General features: G+C 46.8%; 15 protein-coding genes. 3 read left to right on the top strand and 12 right to left on the bottom strand.

Annotation, left to right across the window (positions count from 1 at the left end; translation table 11 throughout):
- Nucleotides 1–76: 76 nt before the first annotated feature.
- The 3 genes from VP98_RS02880 to mce form a co-directional block, all read right to left on the bottom strand.
- On the bottom strand, nt 77–1,195 hold the full coding sequence (locus VP98_RS02880; protein WP_046173779.1) for a M20/M25/M40 family metallo-hydrolase: 1,119 nt from the start codon (nt 1,193–1,195) through the stop codon (nt 77–79).
- An 89-nt stretch (nt 1,196–1,284) separates the two neighbouring features.
- Nucleotides 1,285–2,835 (bottom strand): acyl-CoA carboxylase subunit beta, encoded by a 1,551-nt coding sequence (locus VP98_RS02885; protein WP_046173780.1) that lies wholly within the window; start codon nt 2,833–2,835, stop codon nt 1,285–1,287.
- Nucleotides 2,832–3,242, bottom strand: a complete 411-nt coding sequence (gene mce / locus VP98_RS02890; RefSeq protein ID WP_046173781.1) for a methylmalonyl-CoA epimerase — start codon at nt 3,240–3,242, stop codon at nt 2,832–2,834. Before mce ends, VP98_RS02885 begins: the two co-directional genes overlap by 4 nt.
- 168 nt (nt 3,243–3,410) lie before the next feature.
- Between mce and VP98_RS19180 the strand changes: the two genes are divergently transcribed.
- Nucleotides 3,411–3,467 (top strand): hypothetical protein, encoded by a 57-nt coding sequence (locus tag VP98_RS19180; RefSeq protein ID WP_231584113.1) that lies wholly within the window; start codon nt 3,411–3,413, stop codon nt 3,465–3,467.
- Here the strand turns inward: VP98_RS19180 and VP98_RS02895 are convergent.
- The 5 genes from VP98_RS02895 to VP98_RS02915 form a co-directional block, all read right to left on the bottom strand.
- The gene (locus VP98_RS02895; RefSeq protein WP_046173782.1) at nt 3,460–4,446 is read right to left on the bottom strand and encodes an aromatic acid exporter family protein; all 987 of its coding nucleotides are present in this window, start codon (nt 4,444–4,446) and stop codon (nt 3,460–3,462) included. The two genes, VP98_RS19180 and VP98_RS02895, sit on opposite strands and share 8 nt — an antisense overlap.
- Before the next feature lie 125 nt (nt 4,447–4,571).
- Nucleotides 4,572–5,009 (bottom strand): BrxA/BrxB family bacilliredoxin, encoded by a 438-nt coding sequence (locus tag VP98_RS02900; RefSeq protein WP_046173783.1) that lies wholly within the window; start codon nt 5,007–5,009, stop codon nt 4,572–4,574.
- A gap of 213 nt (nt 5,010–5,222) precedes the next feature.
- The gene (gene meaB / locus VP98_RS02905; RefSeq protein ID WP_046173784.1) at nt 5,223–6,284 is read right to left on the bottom strand and encodes a methylmalonyl Co-A mutase-associated GTPase MeaB; all 1,062 of its coding nucleotides are present in this window, start codon (nt 6,282–6,284) and stop codon (nt 5,223–5,225) included.
- Nucleotides 6,281–8,446 carry a methylmalonyl-CoA mutase gene (gene scpA, locus VP98_RS02910; protein ID WP_046174128.1) on the bottom strand — a complete coding sequence of 722 codons (2,166 nt, stop codon included), beginning with the start codon at nt 8,444–8,446 and terminating at the stop codon, nt 6,281–6,283. Before scpA ends, meaB begins: the two co-directional genes overlap by 4 nt.
- 11 nt (nt 8,447–8,457) lie before the next feature.
- The gene (locus VP98_RS02915; protein ID WP_052712107.1) at nt 8,458–9,984 is read right to left on the bottom strand and encodes a methylmalonyl-CoA mutase family protein; all 1,527 of its coding nucleotides are present in this window, start codon (nt 9,982–9,984) and stop codon (nt 8,458–8,460) included.
- 190 nt (nt 9,985–10,174) lie between these two features.
- On the opposite strand from VP98_RS02915, the gene VP98_RS02920 reads away from it, so the two are divergent.
- Nucleotides 10,175–11,038: a DUF1002 domain-containing protein gene (locus tag VP98_RS02920; protein ID WP_156151293.1), complete on the top strand. Its 864-nt coding sequence runs from the start codon at nt 10,175–10,177 to the stop codon at nt 11,036–11,038.
- A 407-nt stretch (nt 11,039–11,445) separates the two neighbouring features.
- Here VP98_RS02920 and VP98_RS02925 read toward each other — a convergent pair whose 3' ends face one another.
- The 4 genes from VP98_RS02925 to lpdA are packed head-to-tail and all read right to left on the bottom strand — an operon-like array spanning nt 11,446 to nt 16,101.
- Nucleotides 11,446–12,657, bottom strand: coding sequence for a dihydrolipoamide acetyltransferase family protein (locus VP98_RS02925; protein ID WP_046173786.1), 1,212 nt, complete (start codon nt 12,655–12,657; stop codon nt 11,446–11,448).
- 20 nt (nt 12,658–12,677) lie between these two features.
- Nucleotides 12,678–13,661, bottom strand: coding sequence for an alpha-ketoacid dehydrogenase subunit beta (locus VP98_RS02930; RefSeq protein ID WP_046173787.1), 984 nt, complete (start codon nt 13,659–13,661; stop codon nt 12,678–12,680).
- Nucleotides 13,661–14,671 (bottom strand): thiamine pyrophosphate-dependent dehydrogenase E1 component subunit alpha, encoded by a 1,011-nt coding sequence (locus VP98_RS02935; protein WP_046173788.1) that lies wholly within the window; start codon nt 14,669–14,671, stop codon nt 13,661–13,663. The genes VP98_RS02930 and VP98_RS02935 overlap by 1 nt, the downstream gene beginning before the upstream one ends.
- A gap of 14 nt (nt 14,672–14,685) precedes the next feature.
- Complete coding sequence (lpdA, locus tag VP98_RS02940) at nt 14,686–16,101, bottom strand: dihydrolipoyl dehydrogenase (protein ID WP_046173789.1); 1,416 nt, start codon at nt 16,099–16,101, stop codon at nt 14,686–14,688.
- 173 nt (nt 16,102–16,274) lie between these two features.
- Between lpdA and VP98_RS02945 the strand changes: the two genes are divergently transcribed.
- Complete coding sequence (locus tag VP98_RS02945) at nt 16,275–16,520, top strand: DUF2627 domain-containing protein (RefSeq protein WP_046173790.1); 246 nt, start codon at nt 16,275–16,277, stop codon at nt 16,518–16,520.
- The last annotated feature ends 20 nt before the right edge of the window (nt 16,521–16,540 follow it).

Below are 16,540 nucleotides of genomic sequence, written 5' to 3' on the forward strand. Positions count from 1 at the left end.
AAATAGCTGTCAAGCTCGTCTTTATTCCAGTCCGGGCTTTGTCATAAACGCCTTTTCTTCTTTCTTTGGCCGCTTTTTATTCCGCAACGATTTCAACAATCGCTGTAGCCATCTCGGCCAGTTTTACAAGTTCTTTCACCGGCATTTTTTCATTTACTGTGTGGATATCTTCATATCCGACAGCAAGATTAACCGTCGGTATCCCAAAGCCGGCGATTACATTTGCATCACTGCCGCCTCCGCTCGTTAATAATTCCGACGGACGCCCGATTTTTGCGGCTGCTTTTTGTGCAACTTTGACTACATGATCTTCGGCGCCAAACTTAAACCCGGGATACATTACTTCAATTTCCACTTCAGCGCGTCCGCCCATTTCTGCCGCTGCTTTTTCGAAGGCTTCCTTCATTTTAGCCGTCTGCTTCTCCATTTTTTCCGGCTCAAGAGAACGGGCTTCCGCCAAAATCTCCACATAGTCACAGACGATATTCGTTGCGCGTCCACCCTCAAAACGGCCGATATTAGCTGTTGTTTCCTCATCAATGCGCCCAAGCGGCATTCGGGAAATGGCCTTGGCCGCCAGTGTAATAGCGGAAATTCCTTTTTCCGGAGCTACGCCGGCATGAGCTGTTTTCCCATACACACGCGCTGTTACTTTTGCCTGCGTCGGTGCCGCGACAATAACATTACCAACATCGCCATCGCTGTCAAGCGCAAAGCCATATTTTGCTTTTACGAGCGACGAATTAAGGGCTTTCGCGCCCACAAGCCCGGACTCTTCGCCGACAGTGATAATAAACTGAATGTCCCCATGCTGAATGTTCCGCTCTTTCAGCTGGCGGATCATCTCAAACATCGCAGCCAGTCCGGCTTTATCATCAGCACCGAGAATTGTTGTTCCGTCTGTTTTTACAATCCCGTTTTCTACCACAGGTTTTACACCGTTTGCGGGTACAACTGTGTCCATGTGAGATGTAAAGTAAATCGGATCGACGCCCGGCTTGCTGCCGGGCAGTGTACAAATCAGGTTGCCGGCTCCGTGCCCTGTTCTGGCAGCCGCATCATCTTCCTGTACATGGACGCCAAGCGCAGTAAATTTCTCTGTTAACGATCTGGCAATCTTCTGTTCATGTTTTGTTTCGGAATCGATCTGGACGAGTTCCAAAAATTCATTTAATAAACGCTCTTCATTAACCACGCTGCACCTCCAAATTTTCTGGCTATTCAATTATAAACGTTTTATGGCAAAAAAACAGCCGGAAGCGTTTCTTCTCCGGCTGCTGCTTTTTATAATGGGATATTTCCATGTTTTTTCTTTGGCCGTTCCTCCTGTTTTGTCCGCAGCATTTCGAGAGCCTGAATCACCTTAATACGCGTTTCCCGCGGGTCAATAACGTCATCGACCATACCGCGCGCCGCTGCGATATATGGATTGGCGAATTTCTTCCGGTATTCTTCCACCTTCTCAGCGCGCGCTGCTTCCGGATCATGGCTTGAAGCAATGTCCCGGGCAAAAATAATGTTAGCGGCTCCCTGAGGTCCCATTACGGCAATCTCCGCGTTGGGCCAGGAGAAAACAAGATCAGCACCGATCGATTTAGAATTCAAAGCGACATAAGCACCGCCATATGCTTTTCTCAAAATGACGGTAATCTTTGGCACAGTCGCTTCCGAATAAGCATATAAAATTTTTGCGCCGTGCCTGATAATGCCCCCATGCTCCTGCTGGACGCCCGGAAAAAAGCCGGATACGTCTTCGAACGTGATAAGGGGAATATTAAAGGAGTCGCAAAAGCGGATAAATCTCGCGGCTTTATCCGAAGAATCAATATCCAGGCCCCCGGCCATCCATTTTGGCTGATTGCATACAAGCCCCACCGTTTCGCCTTTTATACGTGCAAAGCCGACCACAATGTTTCTGGCAAATTCTCTTTGAACCTCCATAAAGGAATCCTGATCAGCCACCTGGTCAATCACCTTGCGGACATCATATGGGCGCAGCCCGTCAAACGGCACTATATCCGCTAAATCGGGACGGTAATCGCTTTCATTTATATCCTCCAGAATCGGTGTTTTCTGCTGGCTGTTCTGCGGCAGGTAAGATAAGAGCTCCCGCACCATTTGCAAGACTTCTTCTTCTGTTTCTCCTCGAAAATGCGCATTGCCGCTCACTGTGTTATGTACCTTGGAGCCGCCCAGGTTTTCGGCAGAAATCTGTTCTCCGGTAACCGTTTCTATCACTTTCGGCCCCGTAATAAACATCTGGCTTGTTTTATCTGCCATCAGCACAAAATCAGTAATTGCCGGTGAGTATACCGCACCGCCCGCACAGGGTCCAAGTATAACGGAAATTTGCGGAATCACTCCTGAATAAATGGCATTACGATAAAAAATGTGGCCATAGCCGTCAAGGGACAAAACGCCTTCTTGAATACGTGCCCCGCCCGAATCATTTAAGCCGACAAAAGGCGCACCATTTTTGGCTGCCAGGTCCATTACGCTGGCAATTTTTTTGGCATGCATTTCACCAAGTGCACCGCCAAAAACGGTAAAATCCTGTGAAAACAAATAAATAGGACGGCCATTCACTTTTCCGTAGCCGGTAACCACGCCATCCCCTGAGCCTTTTATTTTGTCGAGGCCAAAATCAGCAATACGGTGCTCCATAAACGGATTTAATTCAACGAAGCTTCCGGGATCTACAAGCAAATCAATCCGCTCGCGTGCCGTGAATTTTCCTTTTTCATGCTGCCTGGCAATCCGTTCATCCCCGCCGCCAAGCTCTACCTCCCGCCGCCGGTCCTGCAATTCGTGAATACTGTCAAAAATATCTGTCAAGATAATTCCTCCCTTTTTTCACAAAGCTCCATTAACACACCGCCGGTCGATTTTGGATGCATAAAAGCAATGCTTGCCCCGCCGGCCCCGGGCTTTGGAGCATTATCAATCATTTGGATGCCTTTTTCTTTCATTTCAACAATCCGCTCTTCAATGTTTTTTACTTTAAGGGCAATATGATGAATTCCCTGTCCGCGGCGCTCAATAAATTTGGCGATCGGGCTGTCTGGACTGGCCGGCTCGAGCAGTTCCAGTTTAACATTTCCCCCATCCAGAAAAGCAACAGCCACTCCCTGCGTCTCAACCAGTTCTGTTTTTACATGCTTCATTCCAAACACTTCCGTGTACAGCGGGAGCGATTCCTCCAGCGATGAAACCGCAATGCCTATATGATCGACTTTTTTCATTTCTTCATCCCCCTTTGAAGAACTGCGCGCATTGTTCTTTCTTTGACACAATTATAAAGAAATAACGCGTTGAAAAACCTTTTCAATGCCAGTACAATAAAACACAACAACCGTTTAAAGGAGAGTTTCATGCGCAATAAAACGATTCAAAAAATTGTTGTGTATATCATGCTGTTTACAATGTTAATTTCAACAATAATGTTTGGCTTAACCATGTTTATGTAACAGAAGGGCGGCGTTTTTCAGCTGCTCTTTTTTTCATGCCGCGAAACCGTGCCTTGATAAGCAAATAACGCTCCATCTCCCGTACAAATTGCAGCAGTGCAGCCCGCGCTTCAAATTCTTCACGCGTCTGCGGCAGCGGCATTTCTTCAAATTCCCGCTTTAAATCATTCAAATGGCTCAGGTGAAGCTTTGCCGTGTTGCCCGGATGAATATGTTCTTTTACATCTTCCATAAACACAGCAATCATTTCAGCCTGCTCCGGACGGTGTGAAATTGAAATCACCAGCGAAATAAGCCGTTCAATAATCTCAAACTGCTTTTCACGCATCGTAAAGTACTGGTAAAACAAGCTGTCATGGCGGGTGAAATGGTTTTGAACATCCTTGTAGGCAAGTGATTTTGCCCTTTTAAGCAGATCTGCCGTTTCCGTTAATTCTTTGCCATCCCAGCTGTGATTATTTGTCTGCAAATAAGCGATAATTTCTTCAAAAATACGTTCAAACAGCTTTTCCGTCTGCTGGCGCATTCTTACCAGATCATTTTCAACACTCGGCATGTACGAATTCAAAATAAGCGCAACACCGACACCAATCAGCACAAGGCCTATTTCGTTTAGAACCAGAGCAGCTGATAACCCTTTTGCAGCGTACATATGCAAAATCAAAACGGTACTTGAAACGATGCCTTCCTGCACCTTTACTGCTACCGTGGTTGGAATGAACACAATTAAAATAAGACCGATCACGATAGCATGATAATGAAGCAGCTCGAAAAACAAAGCCGAGTAAAAAAGTGCAATAATCCCGGCTGCCAGCCGTGTCCAGGAGGCTTTAAGCGATTGCTGCTTTGTATTTTGAATACAAAGAATCGTAATAATACCGGCTGATGCGGAGTTATGCAGGCCGATCCATTCCGCAAGCAAAATAGAGATAGCGATGCCAAGTGCCGTTTTCGCCGTTCGATACCCGATTTTTATCATTCTTTCTTTCACCTCAAGTTTCGGTTCAAGAGCTGGAAGAACAGTGTCCTGCCCTGCAGCACCAGGAACCGGCCGCCAGACTAAAGAGAAAGCCCCGCCGCACCGGGCAGGGCTTCAAGCCATCCTTACACTTCTTCGCAATACTGATCGAATAGTGTTTGCAGATGTTCAACAACAGACATTGGATGATGCCCTTCAATTTGATGGCGTTCTACCATTGCCTGAACCTGTCCATCTTTGATCAAAGCAAAAGACGGAGAAGACGGCGGGTAGCCTGTGAAATAGCTGCGTGCCTTCGCTGTCGCTTCTTTATCCTGTCCAGCGAACACCGTTACTAAACGATCCGGGCGTTTATCGTAATGGATAGAATGTGCTGCTGCCGGCCGTGCAATACCACCGGCACAGCCGCAGACGGAATTGACCATTACAAGCGTTGTGCCTTTCTCATTTAATACTTTATCGACATCTTCAGATGTTGTCAGTTCCGTATAGCCGGCCGCTTTGATTTCATCGCGTGCCTGACGAACTACATCATTCATGAAAAAGTTAAAATCCATTCCCATGTTTTTCTCTCCTTTAAGCTTTTAGTAGCTTAATCATAAGGCAAAAAAGTGTTTATTTCAACGAATAGAGCCGGCTATTTTTCAAGAATGATAAAAAACAAAAAAAGAATGTTTACTTTTAAAAAACGCGGGTAGAATAATAAGGCAACTGGATCCATACCCCTAAACTCCCTGTATTGGCCAGCCGAATCCGATTCGGCCGGCCCTTTTTTTTTAATCTGTTTCCTTCAGCACTTCTTTCAACAGCTTTTCTGCTGCCCGGGCAGGTGTTATCAGGCCCTCCATCAGTTGATTTTCCCAATCGCCCATATGGGCTTTCACATAGGGATGCTGATAAAAAAAACGGTGCAGCCGCTCTTCAATTAAAGTATGCATCCACTCTTTTGCCTGGCTGCGCCTTTGCTCCGTTATTATTCCTTTCGCACCCTCTGCCGACTGAAAAGCCTTCACTGCCTGCCATATATCTTTTATTCCTTTATGGTGCAAAGCGGAGCATGTAAAAGCTTTAGGCGTCCATCCCGGGGTGAAAGGCGTCAGCACCTGCAAAAACTGATCGTATTCTTTTTTCGTTTTTTCAGCCAGCTGCTTGTTTTCTCCATCTGCCTTGTTCACTACTACGGCATCAGCCAGCTCAATAATCCCTTTTTTCATTCCCTGAAGTTCATCACCTGCTCCGGTCAGGGCAAGCAGAATAAAAAAGTCTGTCATTCCTCTCACCAGAAATTCGCTTTGTCCTACACCAACCGTTTCAATTAAAATTACATCAAAGCCGGCCGCTTCACATAAAAGCATCGTTTCACGCGTTTTGCGGTGTACACCGCCCAGCATGCCGCCTGATGGAGACGGACGAATAAAGGCGTTTGGATGTCTGGCAAGCTGCTCCATTCTCGTTTTATCTCCTAAAATTGAGCCCCCTGAAATGGACGAGCTCGGATCCACTGCTAAAACGGCTGTACGGTGTCCCTGCTCACACAGCATGACGCCCAATGACTCAATAAATGTACTTTTTCCAGCGCCCGGCACACCGGTAATGCCAATTCGAATAGATTTTCCGGTTTCCGGCAGAATCGCCTGCAGCAGATCCTGTCCGTATGTGTAATGATGAGGTGCATTGCTTTCAATATAGGTGATTGCTTTTGCCAGCTCGTTCACTGATCCCTTTTTTATTTCTTCAGCAGAAGCAGATAAATCCGGCTGCCGCGCTTCTTTTTTTCGGTATATTTTACGGGGTGGAGCGGAAGCACCGGTGCTTTTCTTATGATATTCCTTTGTCATTCTGCCACTTCCTCATAACCGAGCCGCTCATAAATTTTTTCCAAAATCACCTGTGCGGAGATGGGAATGACCGTACCGGGACCGAATATGGCTGCTGCTCCCTGCTGTTTTAAAAACTCGTAATCCTGCGCAGGAATCACACCGCCAACAAATACAACAATATCTTCGCGGCCGTGCTTTTCCAATTCCTTTATAAGAGCCGGCAGCAGTGTTTTATGCCCGGCAGCAAGAGAACTAAAGCCGACAGCATGGACGTCGTTTTCAATCGCCTGCTTTGCTGTTTCTTCCGGCGTTTGAAATAAGGGGCCGATGTCTACGTCAAATCCAAGGTCCGCATAAGCAGTAGCAATCACTTTCGCCCCGCGGTCATGTCCGTCCTGGCCCATTTTGGCCACCAGTATACGCGGACGGCGTCCTTCCTGTTCCGCAAATTCCGACGTCATCTGCTGTACAGCCTCCATTTGCTCCGTATCAGAAAAATTCGAGCTGTATACCCCGCTCACAGACCGGATCACCGCCTTATGCCTGCCGCTGACAGCTTCCACAGCATCCGAAATTTCCCCCAGTGTTGCCCGAAGCGCTGCCGCTTCAACAGCCAGCTCCAGCAAGTTGCCCTGGCCCGACCGGACAGAGTCAGTGATAGCCAGAAGCGCTCCTTTTACTTTTGCTTCGTCACGGCTTTTGCGGACACGCTGAATACGTTCAATCTGCTTTAACCGTACCGCCGTATTGTTAATATCCAAAATATCAATTGGATCTTCTCGTTCGAGACGATACCGGTTTACACCAATGATTGCTTCTTCACCGGAGTCAATTTTTGCCTGGCGCCGCGCTGCCGCTTCTTCAATCTTCATTTTCGGAAGTCCGGTTTCAATCGCTTTTGCCATGCCGCCAAGCGACTCTATCTCTTCAATATGAGCCCTTGCACGCTCCATTAATTCACTGGTCAGCGCTTCTACGTAATAGGAGCCTCCCCATGGGTCGATTACTTTTGTGATGCCGGTTTCTTCCTGAAGAAACAGCTGGGTGTTGCGGGCAATCCGCGCTGAAAAGTCCGTTGGAAGAGCGATTGCTTCATCCAGCGCATTTGTATGCAGTGACTGGGTATGCCCCATGGCCGCCGCGTGTGCCTCGATAAGTGTGCGCGTTACATTGTTAAAAGGATCCTGCTCTGTTAAACTCCAGCCCGATGTTTGAGAATGTGTGCGAAGCATGAGGGATTTTTGATTTTTCGGCTTAAAGGGACTGATCAGCTCGGCCCACAATCTCCTGGCCGCACGCATTTTGGCTACTTCCATAAAATAATTCATGCCGACAGCCCAGAAAAAGGAAAGCCTCGGTGCAAAAGAGTCAATGTTAATTCCTGACTTCACGCCAGTCCGCACATATTCCAGCCCGTCAGCCAGTGTATAGGCGAGCTCCAAATCAGCCGGCGCTCCTGCCTCCTGCATATGATAGCCGGAAATCGATATAGAATTGAACTTCGGCATATACTGAGACGTATAGCTGAAAATATCGGCAATAATCCGCATAGACGTTTCCGGCGGGTAAATATACGTGTTGCGGACCATATATTCTTTTAAAATGTCATTTTGAATGGTTCCGGACAGTTTTTCCTTTGAAACCCCTTGTTCCTGTGCCGAAACGATATAAAAAGCCATAATTGGCAGCACAGCGCCATTCATCGTCATGGACACTGACATCTGGTCCAGCGGAATGCCGCTGAATAAAATGTTCGTGTCTTCCACCGTATCAATCGCTACTCCCGCTTTCCCCACGTCACCGATAACCCGGGGGTGGTCGGAATCATAACCCCTGTGAGTCGGCAAATCAAACGCCACGGACAGCCCTTTCTGCCCCATTGCCAGGTTGCGGCGGTAAAAGGCATTGCTTTCCTCGGCAGTTGAAAAACCAGCATACTGGCGGATCGTCCATGGACGTGTTATATACATTGTCGGATATGGGCCGCGTGTAAACGGCACGATGCCCGGAAAGTCGCTGGGGTGCGTAAGATTCTCTGTATCTTCTTGTGTATACAGCCGTTTCAAATGAATTTTTTCGTTTGTTTCAAATAAAAGCTCTTCGTACAGCCGTTTTATTTCCTGCCCGGCTTCTTTCCTTTCTTCTGCCGGCTGGTTTTTTGGTAACTCGAATGGATTCATGTTTCTTAACGTCACACCGCAGCACTCCCTTCGTATACTGAAAGCACCTTCGCCAGCTTTTCAACAAGGTTATCTCCGGAGGCGATCCGTCCATCCGCCCCGGCTCTTTCCCATAGTCCAGCGATATCAATTACTGCGCTGCCTGCCGCTTTTTTTAAGGCGGCAGCGAATGATTCCCCGAGCTGTTCATATATTTCGTCCGGCCCGCAAATACAGTAGTAAGGCAGCTTTAAGCGCTGGATAAATAAACGCGCTTCCTCAAGAGTATTGCACGGTTTAGAACGCACTGCTTTAATTCCCGCAGCCGCCAGCACTCCTTCTGCATAATCAGCCCGGATTTTAAACTGCCTTAGCTCTCCGAAACAGATCAAGCCCGCTTCAACCGACTGTCCGGTTTGTAACAGGTGCATGGCGCGAATTCGAAGTGATTCAAATGGCTCTGCCGCTCTTTGTTGTTTCACTGGTGTAATTGGCTCGCCATCCAGCTGCAGCCCGGCCGGTTTTTTTGGCGGAGGAGGTACCTGTTCCGCTGGATTTGCGTACATATTTGCTCCGACCATTATCTGCCCCCGCACCGCCAGCTGCTGTTCTCTTTGCAAACGGACCTGCCGGATTTCTTTCTGGATCATGCCCGATGTTAAGGCAGCCCGAATTCCTCCTGCTTCTTCAATGTCTGCAAACCAATCCCAGGCACGGCGGCCGATTTCACTTGTAAGGGCTTCCACATAATAAGAGCCTCCGGCGGGGTCCATTACTTTGTCCAGGAGCGCCTCATGCTTTAGTATTCTCGGAATGTTTTCGGAAATTCGGCTTGATAAAGCTGTCACCCGGCCGGTTACTTGATCAAATGGCTTTACAGACAGATAATCCACACTGCCAATAACTGCAGAAAAAGCGGCGCTGCCTGCCCGCAAAATGTTAACGTGCGGGTCAACGATTGACATCATTGCATTACTCGTTTCCACGCTGATCAGCGGCTTTATCTCTTCGTCCAGCCCAAACGCCTGTGTAAAAGCTCTCCAGAGCGGTTTAAACGCGCGCAGCTTTGCCAGCTCGGTAAAAAACACAGGCCCGGCTGCAAAATGAAGCAGGCATTTAGAAGCCGCTCCGCTTTTATCTTCGGCAATTCTCATATGATGGGCAGCTTCCGCAAGAGCCAGAGCAAGCTCCTGCACTGCATTCGCTCCTCCTAAATGGTACGGAGCCGTATTAATCGTCAATACTTGTTCACTATGTATTACCTTAAGAGCAGAATCCGGCGGCATAATACCGGCTGCTGCACCCGCTGAAATAGGATCAAGCCCGAGCGCCACGTTCCCTTTTGGAAACACTGGCATACGATGAAATCCTCTTGTGAATGGCGCTTCCCCGGGCAATGAAGTTACTGCCGTGCGGTCCGCATTTGTGTAAAGCGGCTTTAGTTCAATCCCTTCAGCTGTTCTTTCTGCAAGACTTGACATAGGCTTTCCTTTTAACGATGCCTCTGCAGCCAATTCCCAATCCTTGAGTGAAACCGGCGGAAACGCCTCTTTCCTCAAAGCACCCACCCCTTTTTTGAAATCGGTTACAATTGTAAAATTTTCAAAATCAGCTTTTATTCATTGTAATACAGAATGCAAGGATCAATCAACGTATACCGGACAAAACGTGAAAAAATATTGTGTCCATGCTATTCTATTATTAGCTTGTCTCACTGGCAGATAAGCTAATTTTTTATTCAGGAGAGAGATTATGAAAAAATTACTTAGCCTGCTCGGGATTGCCGTCTTTAGCTTTGGAACAGCCGTATCTGCGGACAGCACCCCCGGTGACATCATTGTAACACTTGGCGAAAATTTAACGCCGGCGCAAAAAGAGCAGCTGCTTGAAGAGATGAACGTCCCGCAAGACACTGAAACAATTACGGTATCTAATGCAGAGGAACATCAATACTTAGGTGACTATATTCCAAAAGCGCAAATTGGCACAAAAGCCATTTCATCCAGTAAAATTACAACAGCCGAATCCGGCTCTGGTTTAAATGTAGAAACGAAAAATATTACGTGGGTATCAAAAGAAATGTATACGAATGCTCTAACAACTGCGAGTGTAAAAGATGCCGACATTTATATTACTGCTCCATTTGAAGTATCGGGGACGGCTGCTTTAACCGGAATTATTAAAGCTTATGAAACCACAACGGGCGAAGAAATCCCGGAAGAGCAAAAGCAGGTGGCCAATGAAGAAATGGTCACTACCGCCAAGCTTGGAGATGAAATCGGCAAAGAGGAAGCGACTAATTTAATTGAGCGGATTAAAGAAGAGGTTGCGGCGCAAAATCCTCAGACTGTTCAAGAAATCCAGGTGATTATTAACAATATCTCCAATGAGTTAAATATTACGCTGACCGAGGCGCAGAAAAACCAGCTTGCGGCCTTGTTTGACAAAATGCAAAACCTTGACATTAACTGGGACCAGGTGAATTCGCAAATCGACAAAGCTAAAGAGCAATGGGACAGCTTTAAAAACTCAGAAGAAGGCCAGGGCTTCCTTCAATCAATTATTGATTTCTTACAATCAGTTGTCGACAGCATTGCCGGACTGTTTAAATAAGCTAAAGAGGCAGGAGCAAAAGTATTTCAGCCAAATAAAAACCCGAACTATCAAGCGGAATTCTAATTTAGAATTTCGCAATAGTTTGGGTTTTTATTTGATATCGCTTCATTAAACTAAAGGTTACTCGGCTTTAAGAATGGTCAATTTAGTTATGTCCCAGCTTCTTTTCACAGTGTTGAAAAACAAACTTGTCAAGAGCCGTTTCATTCGTTTTTAAAGAATTTCCGGACAGAAAATTTATAAATTGGTCATTTATGCTGTGAAACAATCTATATAACAAATCCTTTTTAAAAAGTGCAGAAGAACAGCGCTGATCCGGGTAAGAAACAGCAGGATTTGTTTTTTTTTCTCTTGTTAAAAGGAAGAAATCCCTATCGTTGATGTATGGTCCCCGGCTTGCGCTTTTAATAAACCGGCATCGTGTCCTCGGATGCTGCTTCAAGCAATTCTTTCACACGCTGCATAAACCGGCCGCAAATCAATCCGTCCAGCACACGGTGGTCAAGCGACAGACACAGGTTGACCATATCGCGCACTGCGATCATTCCATCAATGATAACCGGCCGTTTCACAATGGATTCTACCTGTAAAATAGCAGCCTGTGGATAATTGATAATTCCCATTGACTGAACAGAGCCAAACGAGCCGGTATTGTTGACAGTAAACGTTCCGCCGCTGACATCTTCTTTCGTGAGCGTGCCGGTACGCGCTTTTTTCGCCAGGTCATTTACTTCTCTGGCAATACCTTTAATTGACTTTTCATCAGCCCATTTAATGACCGGTACAAACAGCTTATCTTCTGCGGCAACTGCAATAGAAACATGAATATCTTTTTTGCGGACAATATGGTCGCCTGCCCACATCGCATTCATTTCCGGAAACTCCTTAAGCGCTCTTGCCACTGCTTTTACGAAAAAAGAAAAATACGTAACGCTGTAGCCTTCCGCTTTTTTAAAGGAGTCTTTGATTGAATCACGGTAACGGACTAGATTCGTTACATCCACTTCTATCATCATCCAGGCATGCGGCACTTCCTGCTTTGTTTTCACCATATTAGCCGCAACCGTTTGTTTAATTCCATCAACCGGTACGATGATATCACCATTACCTGCCTCAGGCGCTTGGACAGCCGGCGCCAAAACAGCTTCTGGCTGCTTCTGCGTTTCTTCCTGCTTTAAGTCAATCTGCTGCTGTACATCCTTCCGGGTAATCCGGCCGCCTTTTCCTGTGCCTTTAACAGACAAAAGGTCGATTTGATGAAGCTGTGAAAGCTTCAATACGGCAGGTGAATAGCGTCCGCTTTGATCTTCTGGAGCTTCTTTTGTGCTGCTTGCTGCTTTTGGTTCCATTGCTGCTTTTGGCGTGTTCTCGGCATCTGCTGTTTCAATCGTGCAAATAATAGCACCGACAGCCATCTGCTCATTTTCATTCGCTACTATTTCTTTAATGGTACCCGCGAAAGAAGAAGGGATATCAGCTGTTACTTTGTCTGTGAGCACCTCGGCAATAGGATCGTATTTATTCACATAATCCCCCGGTGCAACAAGCCACTTTGTAATCATCCCTTCTGTTACACTTTCGCCGAGCTTTGGCATTTTCATTTGTTGAATCGCCATGATGCGCCTCCTATTCCCTGTTAAAATTCAGCGAGATCGCGCATCGCTTTCTCTACTTTTTCAGGATTCATCATAAAATATTTTTCCATCGGCAGTGCGTACGGCATCGCCGGCACGTCCGGGCCCGCAAGCCTTTTGATCGGAGCATCCAGATCAAACAGGCAGTGCTCGGCAATAATAGCGGAGACTTCACTCATAACGCTGCCTTCTTTATTATCTTCTGTAATAAGAAGCACCTTGCCTGTTTTTGAAGCTGATTCGATAATGGTTTCCTTATCAAGCGGGTAAACAGTCCGCAGATCCACTACTTCTGTGTCGATTCCCTCCTGTGCAAGCTTTCCGGCAGCCTGCAGGGCAAAATGAACACAAAGGCCATACGTAATAACCGTTATATCTTCTCCTTTGCGCTTTACATCTGCTTTGCCGATCGGCAGCACATAATCATCTTCCGGCACCTCTCCCTTAATCGAGCGGTACGCTTTTTTATGCTCAAAAAACAACACCGGATCTTCATCACGAATTGCTGCCTTTAACAGCCCTTTTACATCATATGGCGTTGATGGCATGACAATTTTTAAGCCAGGCTGATTTGCAAAAATCGCTTCAACCGACTGCGAATGATATAAAGCACCGTGAATGCCGCCTCCATATGGTGCGCGAATCACAATGGGACAGTGCCAATCGTTGTTGGAGCGGTAGCGGATACGGGCCGCTTCCGAAATAATCTGGTTTACAGCCGGCATAATAAAATCGGCAAACTGCATTTCCGCAACCGGCCGCTTTCCAGCCATAGAGGCGCCGATCGCAACTCCTGCGATGGCAGATTCCGCAAGCGGTGTATCGAGCACCCGGTCTTCGCCAAATTGTGCATAAAGGCCATCGGTCGCCTTGAAAACACCGCCTTTTTTGCCGACGTCTTCTCCAAGAATAAACACATGCGGATCTCGTTCCATTTCTTCACGCAGTGCCATTGTTACTGCCTCGATATATGAAATAACAGCCATTATGCATTTTCCTCCTCTGCCGCTTCATTGTAAACAAACTGAAGCGCGGACTCGGGACTTGCATAAGGGGCTTGCTCCGCGTACTCCGTTGCCTCGTTAATCATATCTGCTATTTCTGTTTCCAGCTGTTTTTCCCGTTCGTCCGTGAGCAATCCTGCTCCTTTTACATACAGACGGAAAGAATCAAGCGGATCACGGGTCCTGGCTTCTTTCACCTCTTCTGCAGTCCGGTAGGAGCGGTCATCATCATCCGATGTATGCGGAGTCAGTCGGTAAACAAGTGTTTCAATTAACGCCGGTCCTCCGCCTTCCCGCGCCCGATCAGCTGCTTCTTTTACGCATTGGTACACAGCGATCGGGTCATTTCCGTCAATGGTGTATCCCGGCATTCCATAGCCGGCCGCCCGGTCAGAAACGTGAGGAGAAGCAATTTGCTTATTTAACGGCACAGAAATGGCGTACTGATTATTTTCACATAGAAAAAGAACCGGCAGCTTGTGCACGCCCGCAAAATTAGCTCCTTCATGAAAATCGCCCTGATTCGAAGAGCCTTCTCCAAATGTGACAAGAGAGACAATCGGTTTCTTATCCATCTTCGCAGCAAGCGCAATGCCAACCGCATGCGGCACCTGTGTAGTAACAGGTGAAGAACCCGTTACAATCCGATTTTTCCGCTGTCCGAAATGTCCCGGCATCTGCCGGCCGCCCGAATTCGGGTCTTCCGCTTTTGCAAAAGAGGCAAGCATTAACTCTTTAACGGTCATGCCAAATGCAAGGACCATACCAAAATCGCGGTAATACGGCAATATGTAATCCTGGTCTCGATTCAGGGCAAAAGCCGCACCGATTTGTGCTGCTTCCTGCCCCTGGCCTGAAACAACAAACGGAATTTTTCCTGATCGGTTCAACAGCCACATTCTTTCATCTAAGCGGCGTGCCAGAAGCATTGTTTCATACATATTAACAACGTCTTCATCTGTCAGCCCCGCTTCTTTATGCTTTTGTTCCATTAAACTGGCTCCTTTCAAAAGTGAATCGCTTTTCCATCCATCATAAGGGCCGCTTCCCCAACGGCTTCCGATAAAGAGGGATGCGGATGAATCATCGTTCCAAGTTCCCAGCCTGATGCGTTCAGCATGCGTGCAAGGGCTGCCTCCGCGATAAGCTCTGTTGCATGAGGGCCAATGATATGTATGCCCAGCACGTCATCTGTCCGGGCATCTGCAATAACTTTAACAAAGCCTTCTGCTTCGCCATATACAAGTGCCTTGCCCGCGGCTTGAAATGGAAACTGGCCGACCTTAATGTCTATCCCTTCTGAAACGGCCTGCTGCTCCGTCATTCCGGCACTTGCCGCTTCTGGATGCGAGTAAATACAGCGCGGGACAGCAGAATAATCAACCGCCTCACCTGCTTTCCCTGCCATATGCTCCACAGCTGTTTTTCCTTCATATGAAGCCACATGCGCCAGCTGAAGGCCGCCAATTACATCTCCAACCGCATAAATATGCGGTTCATTCGTCTGCATCCATTCATTTACTTGTATAAAACCATTTTCAACTTTAATCTCTGCATTTTCAAGTCCAATTTGTTCAATGTTCGCTGTGCGGCCTGCCGCAACCAGTACTTTCTCAGCAGTAAATGTTTTTCCATCTGCTGTTTCTATTGAAACGGCACCCGGCTGCTTTACAATCTTATCCGGAACGATTTCCGCATTTACAACAATTTGAACTCCCCGCTTTTGAAGCTGGCGTTCCATTTCTTTTGAGATGGTTTCGTCTTCAGACGGCAAAATCCGCTGTCCATATTCCAGAATAGAAACATTACTGCCAAAGTCTGCAAGCATAGATGCCCATTCGATTCCAATAACACCACCCCCTACAATAATAATAGAGGCAGGTATGTCTTTTATTTCAAGCGCTTCATTCGAAGATAAAATCAAGCTTCCATCAGGCTGCAGCCCTGCAAGGCTTTTCGGTCTTGAACCAGTCGCAATGATTACATACTTCGGTACAATCATAATGTTTTCTGTTCCGTCGTTCATTTCTACCGAGACTGCTCCGGCCGTTGGAGAAAATAAAGAAGGGCCCATCAGCCGTCCAGTTCCCTCAAATAAATCAATATCTCCTTTTTTGATCAGTGACCGTACGCCATTATACAATGTATGTACTATTTTATCTTTTCTTGCTTGAACACGGGAAAAATGGAGCTCTGCCTGGCCTGCTTCTACTCCGTACGCTGCCGCCTCTTTTACTGTCCGGTAGACCTCAGCGCTTCTAAGCAATGCTTTTGTTGGAATACAGCCTTTATGGAGACAGGTTCCTCCCAGCTTCTCTTTTTCAATGATGGCTGTTTTTAGTCCAAGCTGCGCTGCCCGGATAGCGGCGGTATAGCCGCCAATTCCCCCGCCTAAAATGACAAGGTCATATGTTTTTGCCATGTTTTTCGCTCCCTTGTTTATAATTCCTTTATCATTGTATACGGTTTTTAAAACTATGTCATGTAATAAGCTATATTTTCGTTGTTTTTTTCATGCTATAACCTGTTCTTGACAAATAAAGCGGTTGCGCTATGATGTGGGAGGGAAGATTTTTTGAAAGAAGGGTTGAATTGATGATCCGGATTATTGCGCTAATGATCCTTGTTATTCCCGGTTTTTTAGCTGGAGTGGGGATTAAACTAATGAGGGACATGCTGTTTGGAATTTTACAGGAGCCTTTCCCGGCTTTATGGATACAGTTTATTGCCGGCCTGCTTTTATTTGTGGGCGGTCTTGGCTTTGTGGCCGGTTTTATTTTCAGGCGGGACCGCAAGCAAAATAAAGTACAGCCAAAATTTCAAAATAAAAAGGAAAAGTGATCTCACGGCGGGATTGCTTT

It is taken from the genome of Domibacillus indicus, from assembly GCF_000970685.1.
Classification (GTDB): domain Bacteria; phylum Bacillota; class Bacilli; order Bacillales; family Domibacillaceae; genus Domibacillus; species Domibacillus indicus.

What these genes read in the sequence shown, in the direction of transcription:
- VP98_RS02925 (WP_046173786.1), bottom strand. Translation starts at nt 12,657, where the DNA reads ATGGCGATTCAACAAATGAAAATGCCAAAGCTCGGCGAAAGTGTAACA.
- VP98_RS02945 (WP_046173790.1), top strand. Translation starts at nt 16,275, where the DNA reads ATGATCCGGATTATTGCGCTAATGATCCTTGTTATTCCCGGTTTTTTA.
- VP98_RS02895 (WP_046173782.1), bottom strand. Translation starts at nt 4,446, where the DNA reads ATGATAAAAATCGGGTATCGAACGGCGAAAACGGCACTTGGCATCGCT.
- scpA (WP_046174128.1), bottom strand. Translation starts at nt 8,446, where the DNA reads ATGAATCCATTCGAGTTACCAAAAAACCAGCCGGCAGAAGAAAGGAAA.
- VP98_RS02930 (WP_046173787.1), bottom strand. Translation starts at nt 13,661, where the DNA reads ATGGCTGTTATTTCATATATCGAGGCAGTAACAATGGCACTGCGTGAA.
- VP98_RS02900 (WP_046173783.1), bottom strand. Translation starts at nt 5,009, where the DNA reads ATGGGAATGGATTTTAACTTTTTCATGAATGATGTAGTTCGTCAGGCA.
- meaB (WP_046173784.1), bottom strand. Translation starts at nt 6,284, where the DNA reads ATGACAAAGGAATATCATAAGAAAAGCACCGGTGCTTCCGCTCCACCC.
- mce (WP_046173781.1), bottom strand. Translation starts at nt 3,242, where the DNA reads ATGAAAAAAGTCGATCATATAGGCATTGCGGTTTCATCGCTGGAGGAA.
- lpdA (WP_046173789.1), bottom strand. Translation starts at nt 16,101, where the DNA reads ATGGCAAAAACATATGACCTTGTCATTTTAGGCGGGGGAATTGGCGGC.
- VP98_RS02935 (WP_046173788.1), bottom strand. Translation starts at nt 14,671, where the DNA reads ATGGAACAAAAGCATAAAGAAGCGGGGCTGACAGATGAAGACGTTGTT.